Raw genomic sequence first — 8,880 nt, 5'->3', positions numbered from 1 at the left:
GAGCATGTGAAATACCCCTTGAGCAATTAATGGCCTTCAGGCCGGAATATGAGAAAGCGTTAATGAGGCAAATCTTACCGGCACCAGATGAATTTCAAAAATTGATTAATACAAGCGAGCCAATCACTAAAAACTATCGACAATTCACTTCAAGGGTAATTCTGTTCCACGTGGAACATGAGCCGATAACCCTCAAGAACTCTCCAGACCTCACAAACAAAAGCCCCGGCACAAGACCGGGGCTGGGTGAGTTCAAGCAAGAAAAAGAAGAATTGTCGACGGGCGACAAACGTGTCATTCGCCACCCTATACAAATCAATGACTTACGTGCGAAATGGGCACGATTATTGGCATGATTGGGCCACATAAAGTGGCATTTTCTGTCGAAATGACCGCAGTTACTGTCATTTTCCGCCAGCCCCTGAAATGAGCCGCGTACAGCACTACATTTTGCTAATACGGCCTACGCGCTTGAGGCAGGCAGGCCTCAAGCCACAGCCTAGATTGACAACCTGTCAATGCAACCCAGATTACGGCGAATCTACCGCGTAGGAAACAGTCACTTGCCAACTCCGAAAGGCGGAAAGCTTAATAGCTGCCTGAGACCTCGTTAGCCCTTTCCCAGCAGTTCCATTGAGCTGGACGAATCAGCCAATCGGTAGCCCATAGCCTTATAACCCGCTTGACGCTTGCTCCACATACGCAGCAACGCAGGGTGTCCGGTATCGATGAAGTCGATGATGCGCACATCAGCCTTACTCGCATGTTCCCGGTGCAAGCGGCCCGCATACTGCTGGAGAGTGCCCTTCCAGGAAACTGGCATGGCCAGTACCAAGGTATCCAGTGCCGGGTGGTCGAAACCCTCTCCAACCAATTTCCCGGTTGCCAGGATCACCCGTGGTGCATCAGCTGGCAGTTCTTCCAGTTCGCCGATTAACGCGGAGCGTTGCTTCTTGGACATTCGCCCATGCAGCGTGAACAGACTCTCGACCCGGCCAACCAACTGCTCCTCAATAGCACTGAGGTGATCCGTTCGCTCAGTCAGCACCAGGATCTTCCGGCCTTGGTCAAAAGCGTCTCCAACCTCGGCAACAATCGTGGCTGTTCGCTCCGTATCGCTGCATACCTTCAAAAAGACATCTTGGATGCCTGTTCCTTCAGCCACGACTATCGGTCGAGAAAGCCACTGTGGCATCACCAGCAGATCAGCTGGAGCATTCTCGGGCCTCGTCGCTGTATGCCGAATGGGCCCGCACTGCATAAAGATGATCGGCTGCTGCCCGTCACGACGTAGGGGTGTAGCGGTCAGTCCTAACACATATTTGGCCCCAGCGGCCTTGATGAGGGCCTCGAACGAGAAGGCAGATAGGTGATGGCATTCATCGACGATGATTTGTCCGTAGTTTTTCACCTGCTCGCTGACTTCACCCTGCCGCGATAACGACTGCATCACGGCAATATCGATGATGCCTGTCGGCTTGGCCTTACCCCCGCCGATGGTGCCGACCGTCGTTTTGTCTGCCCCTAGAAACGCCTGCAACCGCTCCTTCCACTGCTGGAGCAACTCTGTCCGGTGAACCAGCACCAGCGTGTTTACACCACGCCGGGCAATCAGCGCGGCAGCCGTGACGGTTTTACCAAAAGCAGTGGGTGCGCAGAGGATGCCAGTGTCGTGCTCCAGCATGCCTTCGAGAGCGGTTTCTTGATCCGCGCGTAACGTGCCCGCAAAGCGGACATCTATGGGTTCTCCTGCGAAGCGCTCATCGTGCAGCACCAGCTCAATCCCGTGGTCATGCAGCAACGTCTTCACGTCATCCAGGCAGCCACGGGGCAAGGCAATATGCTGAGGAAAGTTTTCCGCGCAGCCAATGATCCGAGGCTTGTTCCACACAGGCAGACGCATAGCCTGTGCCTTGTAGAACTCAGGATTCTGAAAAGCCGCCAACCGGATGAGCTTGTTGACCAATGGCTGGGGCAGTTCCGACTTGTTGAAATAGATCTGGTTGGCCAGGGTAACGTTCACTGACTCGGGTAGCGCACAAGCCAACTTCTGAGTCTTTTCCGCTATGCGCTGCCAGGGTTTCGGCTCATCGTCATCCGCCACCCCGGCAACATCCAACGGATGGCGCCCACCGCTTGCCCGCAGCGTCGTCGGAGAAATGTCCTGCACAGGCATCGGCTGTATGCTGGCCAGGAAGCCCCACTGGTCGGGATAGGGAATCAGCGTCTCATCGACAAAAACACTGCCGCCGAGCGCGCGGGCTCGCTTCTGCAAGGGCAAGGCAATCAAGTTGCCAAAGCCGCCTTTGGGCATGCTGTCCTGGTTTGGAAACAGTCGGTCATACGAGCCCAGCGTCAGTTGCCGAGTACGCTCGCAGGTATGGCTGATGATCGCAGAGCCGAGCAGGCGTGCCTCATAAGCAGGGACATTACGCTCGAAGAAAATCCAGGCATGTGCACCGCTGCCCGAGCGTGATATCTCCAGCGCCACGGGCACGTCCAACTCACGGCATGACTGGGCGAACGCCGTGACATCCTCGCGCCAATCCGCTTCGTCAAAATCCACCGCCAGGAAGTAGCAGGTGTCATCTGGAAGCAACGGATAAACGCCGATAACAATCTCTCCCGCCAGGTGCTTGTAGAGCACCTGATCGGTCAGCGGCAGGAGTTGGCGGAACGAGCAATCTCCGCACTTGATCCGTGGCTTCTCGCATACGCCGGGGCGCCATTCATTGGCGCACGCGGGCGAGTAGCCCGATTTGCCGGCCTTGCTTTCCCAACGTACAGGGAACACATCGGCTCGGCCCCGAAACAGTCGCCTGAACAGCGCCAGCTTGGCATCCGTGTCCAGACTCGAACTTAACTGTGGAGGTGGGCTAGCCGGTTCAACTTGCGGCAATTCCTCAGGCAAACGCCACTCAACACCGTGCGATTCCAACAGAGCGATCAAGCGCGCATTTTCGGCCCGTAGATGCTCAAGCAGATCACCATCATCCATCGTGCCGAAACCACCTTTCAGTCGGAGGGAACAGCTGGCCTAACCAGCTATTTGAGGCGCTCGGCTGCCTTGCGATACGCCTGCTCGCGCTCACGGCGATCAACCGCGACCACAAACACCACCACCTCATGGTCGATCACCTGGTACACCAAGCGGTAGCCGCTGCTACGCAGCTTGATCTTGTAGCAATCCGGCAGCGAATGGAGCCGGTTGGCTTCAATTCGCGGATTCAGCAATACCTCAGCGAGCTTTTTCTTGAGCTGCTGGCGAACGGTATCACCCAGCTTTTTCCATTCCTTCAGTGCCCGCGCATCAAACTCAAGGCTATAGGTCATCCAGCGCAACCTTCACGCGCTGGGGAGCTGCCAAGCGTTCACGAACCGTGGCGATTAACGCTTCATCTTCCTCGGTCATCAGCACGGGACGAAATGGCAGCTGACCGCGCTCGGCCACATACTGCAAGGCTTGTCGCATCAGTTCCGAGGGGGTGACGCCAAGCTTTTCCAGCTCCTGGTAAGCACGAGCCTTAAGCTCGTCGTCGATGCGGATATTGATGGATGCCATGGTGCGACCCTCACCGTAATGACGATTGTCATTACGGTGCCAGTCTTACGACTTTTTGGCAACCCTTTGATCAACAACCGGCTCAGCGATTGACGGATTTGTCCTCAATCTCTTCCTGAGCATCGCTGTAGCTCAGGCTTTCGTCCTTCATCAGCTTGGTGACACGTTCGTCGAACACATCGTTGTAACGCTTGAGGAAGAGTAGGCCGAAGATGTAGTTCTTGAAGTCGGAGGAGTCGATGGAACCGCGCAAAATGTTCGCGGATTCCCAGAGCCAGGACTCCAAGGTTTCGAGTGACAGCTTGTCAGCCATGGGTAAATCAATCCCTATTAAAAGCACGACGCCCAGTACCTGGCGATTGCTGCCACGACGCATGGGCACATCAGAAAAAGTGGGCTCGATTGTACAAGTCGACGCCATTTGGAGCCCGAAAAATCAACCTCCCTTGAATGACAAAACCCCGGCAGACCTTTCAGTCAATCGGGGTTTCTTGGCAGGGCAGTGGGGCAACCATCTATGGTTTAAAACGCTAGCCCCGTGCCATAGGCATCCTTGGACGCGTGATCAGTTCAGTTTTCCATCTTCATTTTTAGCCAGTTTCTTTTTGGCCGACTCAAGCTGCTGGATGCTGCTGTCTGGTGTGGGTAGACCTTCCGGCATAGTGCCACCCAACTCAGCGATGGTTTCGCGTACTTTACGCCCAACCTCAAAGTGAGTTTTGTTGGCCTGAGACTTATCACTCACCTCATCCCGACGCAGTTTCTCTTCTGTTTGCGTGGCGCGGAACAGGTTGGCGGCCAACTCGGTACTGCCCATGTGGTCGAGGATTTTCTGACTTTTTTTCAGGCCCTTGCGCGCGTGAATTTCCTTATTACCCAAGCCACCATAAAGACCTTTGTATCCATGATCCTGGAAGATGGCAAAGTCGATACCGGTTTCCACACCAGCTTCCTTGGCGGCAGCTGCCAGGTGCTTGTTGTGGGCTGCCAGTTCATTGCGAATGGCTAGGCGTTTTTCATCTTCATTCAGCTGCCTGAATTTAGCGTCATCAGCTAATTCTTGTCGCCGCGTTTGCATGGCAAAGTAGGTTTGCCCGTTAGCGATCACCGATTTTCCGGGGTCGCCATTTTGTACGATGAGGTAGCAGGCATAGCGGGAAAGCCTGAAGTCCTCTACCTGACGTTTGGCACCAGAGCCGATATCAACCATTGTGAGGACATCCTCAATATGGTCTATCACCGGCTGACCACTGTTAACGCAAGCCTCTTTCGCACGCTCAATTACCGGCAAAAAATGGCGGTACTGCGAGTAGTCCAGCACCTTGGCAAGTTGGCGGGCCAACCAAAACTCATTGCCATCAGGATCCAGCTGACGGATTCCTTCAAAGGTTTCATGGTGCTGCTGGGCAATGGGTCTGTCAGCCATCATCATTTCCTTGTTGATAGAAGGGTTTAGTGAACACACGATTTGGAGGTATGCGGAACTGCCTATCTACCCACCGATCAGCGCCATATAAAAGAGCTGATGGGCGATGCTGTTCTGATTGCCATAAATTGCCGCGCTGCATACGTCCCTAAAGTTTCCCAGATTTTTGCATTCTCAAAACGAGATTTTCTCGGATTCCCCTGTAGCTTCACTACATACAACGCGTTCTGGGCACTGCTCAGTTTTCTCTAAAACACTGATCCAGAAAGAAAAACCCCGGCGCTAGGCCGGGGTAGTGGCTGATTTTGGCATGCCAATAACTCGCACAAACATGCCAATTAATCTGCCCATCGACAAGAATCAAAAATCTAGATTCGACACGGCCAGTGCATTGCTCTCGATAAATTCACGACGCGGTTCTACAGCATCACCCATCAACGTATTGAAGATCTGGTCAGCCGCAATGGCGTCTTCAATAGTGACCTTCAGCATACGGCGGGCCGCCGGGTCCATGGTGGTTTCCCACAGCTGATCCGGATTCATTTCGCCCAGACCTTTATAGCGCTGCACGCTATGCCGGCGGGTACCCTCGACCATCAGCCAGTCCAGAGCTTCCTTGAAGGACGAGACAGCCTTCTTGCGCTCGCCACGCTGAACATAAGCACCTTCATCCAGCAGGCTGTTCAGCTTTTCGCCCAACATGGTGACCGTTTTGTAATCGTTGCTGGCAAAAAAGTCGCGGTTGAAGGTGATGTAGCTGGTTAGACCATGTGAAATGACTTCGACCTCTGGCAACCACAGGCTACGTTCCTTGTCTTCACGCAAGCTGGCCTTGTAGTTCAAGCCTGAGCGCTCGACCCCTTCAAGCATGGCCGCATAGGATGCCAACCACGTTTGCATGGCCGACTGGTCACTCAGCTGTTCAACCGTTACGCGCGGCAGGTAGATCAAGTGCTCCGTCAGCTCTTGCGGATAGAGGCGCGACAGGCGCTGCAGGGTTTTCATGACACCGCGGTATTCATTGACCAGCCGCTCCAGCGCTTCGCCAGACAGGCTCGGTGCATGCTCATTTACATGCAGGCTGGCTTCTTCAAGGGCAGACTGGGTGCGGTACTCATCCATCGCCTCATCGTCCTTGATGTATTGCTCCTGCTTGCCACGCTTGACCTTGTAAAGCGGCGGTTGCGCGATATAGATATAGCCACGCTCGACCAGCTCAGGCAGCTGACGGAAAAAGAAGGTCAATAGCAACGTGCGGATGTGCGATCCATCCACGTCAGCATCGGTCATGATGATGATGTTGTGATAACGCAATTTATCGATGTTGTACTCTTCACGACCGATACCACAACCCAGCGCCGTGATCAGGGTGCCAACTTCCTGCGAGGAAATCATGCGGTCGAAGCGGGCACGCTCGACGTTAAGGATCTTGCCCTTGAGCGGCAGGATCGCCTGAGTCTTGCGGTTACGGCCCTGCTTGGCAGAGCCGCCCGCGGAGTCCCCTTCCACAATGTAGAGTTCGGATAGGGCAGGGTCCTTTTCCTGGCAATCAGCCAGTTTTCCTGGAAGACCGGCGATATCCAGAGCACCTTTACGACGTGTCATTTCACGCGCCTTGCGCGCAGCCTCGCGAGCACGGGCAGCATCGATCATCTTGCCAACGACTGCTTTGGCCTCGCTGGGGCGCTCCAGCAGGAAGTCAGCAAAGTGCTTGCCCATTTCCTGCTCGACTGCGGTTTTGACTTCCGAAGAGACAAGCTTGTCCTTGGTCTGCGAGCTGAACTTGGGGTCAGGCACCTTGACTGAAATGATCGCTGTCAGGCCTTCACGCGCATCATCGCCAGTGGTGGCCACTTTGTGTTTCTTGGCCAGACCTTCCTGTTCGATGTAGTTGTTCAGGTTGCGCGTCAATGCCGAACGAAAACCGGCAAGGTGTGTACCACCGTCGCGCTGGGGAATGTTGTTTGTAAAGCAGAGCAGGTTCTCGTTGAAGCTGTCATTCCACTGCAACGCCACTTCCACACCAACCCCGTCATCACGCTGGACGTTGAAGTGGAAAACTTCGTTCACCGGTGTTTTGTTGGTATTGAGGTAGGCCACGAAGGCACTCAGGCCACCTTCGTACTTGAACAGTTCTTCCTTGGCGTTGCGTTCATCACGCAGCACGATGCCAACACCGGAGTTGAGAAACGAAAGTTCACGCAACCGCTTCGCCAGAATGTCCCAGCTGAAGTGGATATTCTGAAAGGTTTCTGCCGATGGCTTGAAGTGAATTTCTGTGCCGGAATCCTGGGTTTCCCCCACAGCCGCAAGCGGGGCCTGTGGAACACCGTGACGATAAATCTGCTCCCAGACTTTTCCCCCACGACGTATCGTCAGTATCAACTCCTCGGAAAGGGCGTTTACCACCGACACACCCACACCATGCAGGCCACCGGAAACCTTGTAGGAATTGTCATCAAACTTGCCGCCGGCATGCAGCACCGTCATGATCACTTCCGCAGCGGATACCCCCTCTTCATGGATATCGACCGGAATGCCTCGTCCATTGTCACGCACACTGATGGACTCATCGACGTGAATGGTGATGCAGATATCACTGCAATGACCCGCCAGCGCCTCGTCGATGGAGTTATCCACGACCTCGAAGACCATGTGATGCAGGCCGGTGCCGTCGTCCGTATCGCCGATATACATGCCGGGACGCTTGCGAACTGCGTCGAGGCCTTTGAGTACCTTGATACTGGACGAATCGTACGTGTGGTTTTCGCTCATGCCGTCACTCCCGAGGGGCCGTGGACCTGGGCTATCGTCCCATGTTCCACGTGAAACATTGAGACTGGTGTATCGTCACGCCAGCCTTCTCGCAATAGGTTTGAATCCACGCAGGTGATGAAGACCTGGCAATTCAGTTGTTCCAGCAAGCTGCACAACGCAAGCCGGTGGTTTTCGTCCAGTTCGGACGGTAGGTCATCGACCAGATAAATACATTGACCGCGCTTGGCCTCGCTCACCAGATGACCCTGGGCTATGCGCAAGGCACAGACGACAAGCTTTTGTTGGCCTCGTGAAAGAGTTTCTGCCGCGCTGTGCCCTGCCATGCGCAGGCGAAGATCAGCCCGCTGAGGTCCCGCCTGGGTATGGCCCATCATTCGATCACGTTCGATTGACGCTGCCAGTACATCAGCGAGGGGCAGGTTTTTATCCCAGCCTCGGTAATAGCTCAGCTGAAAGCCTTCAAGCTCCAGCAAGGCTGCCAGGGTTCGCTCGAACACCGGCTTGAGCGCCTGAATGTAAGCTCGTCGATACTCGTCTATTTCTTCACTTGCCAGGCTCAGCTCGCGGCTCCAGGCCGCCTGCGAAGCGGTGTCAAGTGTACCATGCCGCAGCCACGAGTTCCGCTGCCGCAGGGCCTGTTGTAGACGCTGCCAGGCCTGCAGAAAGCGGGGTTCCACGTGGAACACGCCCCAGTCCAGAAACTGCCGGCGCAGTTTAGGTGCACCTTCCAGCAGACGAAAACTGTCCGGATTAATGAGCTGCAGCGGCAGCGCATCAGCCAGTTCAGCTGCGCTTTTGACACTCTGGCCGTCGATACGGATGCGCACCTCTCCCGAGCGGTCACGGGAAATGCCCAAAGCACTGGATCGATCATCCTCAAGCCTTACCTGGCCGAACACCGTACAACTGGTCTGTTCGTGGGCAATCACCGGATTCAGACGCGCACTGCGAAACGAACGCGCCATTCCCAACAGGTAAATGGCCTCGAGCAGGCTGGTCTTACCGCTTCCGTTGTCGCCGTGAAGGATATTGATGCGAGGGGAGGGAGTTAACGTCACCGGCTGCAGGTTGCGAACACCGGTGACGGAAATACGGCTGAGGGACATTCAGTGCT

8 protein-coding genes are annotated in these 8,880 nt (G+C 55.0%); 1 reads left to right on the top strand and 7 read right to left on the bottom strand.

The genetic code is table 11. The features are described from left to right. A partial coding sequence (locus NAV32_RS06415; protein WP_256051963.1) for a hypothetical protein occupies window positions 1-356 on the top strand: 356 nt, incomplete at its 5' end. Between the two features lie 254 nt (window positions 357-610). Here NAV32_RS06415 and NAV32_RS06410 read toward each other — a convergent pair. The 7 genes from NAV32_RS06410 to recF form a co-directional block, all read right to left on the bottom strand. Further along, window positions 611-2,998, bottom strand: coding sequence for a TOTE conflict system archaeo-eukaryotic primase domain-containing protein (locus tag NAV32_RS06410; RefSeq protein ID WP_256051962.1), 2,388 nt, complete (start codon window positions 2,996-2,998; stop codon window positions 611-613). A 47-nt stretch (window positions 2,999-3,045) separates the two neighbouring features. Then, complete coding sequence (locus NAV32_RS06405; RefSeq protein WP_256051961.1) at window positions 3,046-3,333, bottom strand: type II toxin-antitoxin system RelE family toxin; 288 nt, start codon at window positions 3,331-3,333, stop codon at window positions 3,046-3,048. After that, entirely contained in the window at window positions 3,323-3,562 is a 240-nt protein-coding gene (locus tag NAV32_RS06400; protein WP_003284884.1) for a type II toxin-antitoxin system RelB/DinJ family antitoxin, read from the bottom strand. The genes NAV32_RS06405 and NAV32_RS06400 overlap by 11 nt, the downstream gene beginning before the upstream one ends. Window positions 3,563-3,644: 82 nt before the next feature. Then, window positions 3,645-3,875 carry a type I restriction-modification system subunit M N-terminal domain-containing protein gene (locus NAV32_RS06395; RefSeq protein WP_256051960.1) on the bottom strand — a complete coding sequence of 77 codons (231 nt, stop codon included), beginning with the start codon at window positions 3,873-3,875 and terminating at the stop codon, window positions 3,645-3,647. A gap of 252 nt (window positions 3,876-4,127) precedes the next feature. Beyond that, window positions 4,128-4,988, bottom strand: coding sequence for a DNA damage-inducible protein D (dinD, locus tag NAV32_RS06390; RefSeq protein WP_179591238.1), 861 nt, complete (start codon window positions 4,986-4,988; stop codon window positions 4,128-4,130). Between the two features lie 360 nt (window positions 4,989-5,348). Continuing rightward, window positions 5,349-7,763 (bottom strand): DNA topoisomerase (ATP-hydrolyzing) subunit B, encoded by a 2,415-nt coding sequence (gene gyrB, locus NAV32_RS06385; protein ID WP_256051959.1) that lies wholly within the window; start codon window positions 7,761-7,763, stop codon window positions 5,349-5,351. Continuing rightward, window positions 7,760-8,872 carry a DNA replication/repair protein RecF gene (recF, locus tag NAV32_RS06380; protein WP_256051958.1) on the bottom strand — a complete coding sequence of 371 codons (1,113 nt, stop codon included), beginning with the start codon at window positions 8,870-8,872 and terminating at the stop codon, window positions 7,760-7,762. Before recF ends, gyrB begins: the two co-directional genes overlap by 4 nt. Window positions 8,873-8,880: the final 8 nt, after the last annotated feature.

Source organism: Stutzerimonas stutzeri (assembly GCF_024448695.1).
Taxonomy (GTDB): Bacteria; Pseudomonadota; Gammaproteobacteria; order Pseudomonadales; family Pseudomonadaceae; genus Stutzerimonas; species Stutzerimonas stutzeri_T.
This window is presented reverse-complemented; position numbering and strand designations above follow the sequence as displayed.

Excerpts from the sequence above, each read along its gene's own strand:
- NAV32_RS06410 (WP_256051962.1), bottom strand. The coding sequence starts at position 2,998 with ATGGATGATGGTGATCTGCTTGAGCATCTACGGGCCGAAAATGCGCGC.
- NAV32_RS06405 (WP_256051961.1), bottom strand. The coding sequence starts at position 3,333 with ATGACCTATAGCCTTGAGTTTGATGCGCGGGCACTGAAGGAATGGAAA.
- NAV32_RS06400 (WP_003284884.1), bottom strand. The coding sequence starts at position 3,562 with ATGGCATCCATCAATATCCGCATCGACGACGAGCTTAAGGCTCGTGCT.
- NAV32_RS06395 (WP_256051960.1), bottom strand. The coding sequence starts at position 3,875 with ATGGCTGACAAGCTGTCACTCGAAACCTTGGAGTCCTGGCTCTGGGAA.
- dinD (WP_179591238.1), bottom strand. The coding sequence starts at position 4,988 with ATGGCTGACAGACCCATTGCCCAGCAGCACCATGAAACCTTTGAAGGA.
- gyrB (WP_256051959.1), bottom strand. The coding sequence starts at position 7,763 with ATGAGCGAAAACCACACGTACGATTCGTCCAGTATCAAGGTACTCAAA.
- recF (WP_256051958.1), bottom strand. The coding sequence starts at position 8,872 with ATGTCCCTCAGCCGTATTTCCGTCACCGGTGTTCGCAACCTGCAGCCG.